Source organism: Campylobacter sp. BCW_6463, assembly GCF_001762785.1.
In the GTDB taxonomy this organism is placed as follows: domain Bacteria; phylum Campylobacterota; class Campylobacteria; order Campylobacterales; family Campylobacteraceae; genus Campylobacter_D; species Campylobacter_D jejuni.
In genome coordinates this window covers 1-433 of record NZ_MJXL01000078.1, presented here as the reverse complement: position 1 = coordinate 433, position 433 = coordinate 1, and the positions used below count along the sequence as shown (strand labels likewise).

The following is a 433-nucleotide window of genomic DNA, read 5'->3' as shown; positions in this document are numbered from 1 at the left end:
AAGAAATGCTCCTGCTAAAGTTGAATCAGAAGGACTGGCATTTGATGTAGAAAAAGCAGCAGGTGCAGCTGAGAAAAAAGCAGGAACTGCTATCAAAGAAAGAAATGAAAAAATCAATGATACTTATAAATAATAATGCACTGAGTCTAGTTTTAACTAGGCTTAGTGGCCTCTGCTATAGTGCATAATTCCTGCCGTAAGTCTATATGCTGGGTCAAAATAATCTTCTTCTGATCTTGATGGCTTATCAGTATCTTTAACATTCTCTTTTAAAAACTTCTTGATTTTCAATAATGTATTTTTAGAAAACAATTTGCTTAACCTATCTCTGATTAAATACAAAAGACAACAAGTTATTAAAACACTAACGATAGATGCAAATACTGCTAAATAAATAATTAAGTGCGCTTTATCCATCTTTATTCCTTTCAAT

At 31.6% G+C, this 433-nt stretch carries 1 protein-coding gene; it reads right to left on the bottom strand.

The window, feature by feature from the left end; genetic code table 11:
* Positions 1-162 precede the first annotated feature (162 nt).
* Positions 163-433: hypothetical protein (locus AJ884_RS08950; protein ID WP_261660601.1), on the bottom strand; the 271-nt coding region annotated here is incomplete at its 5' end.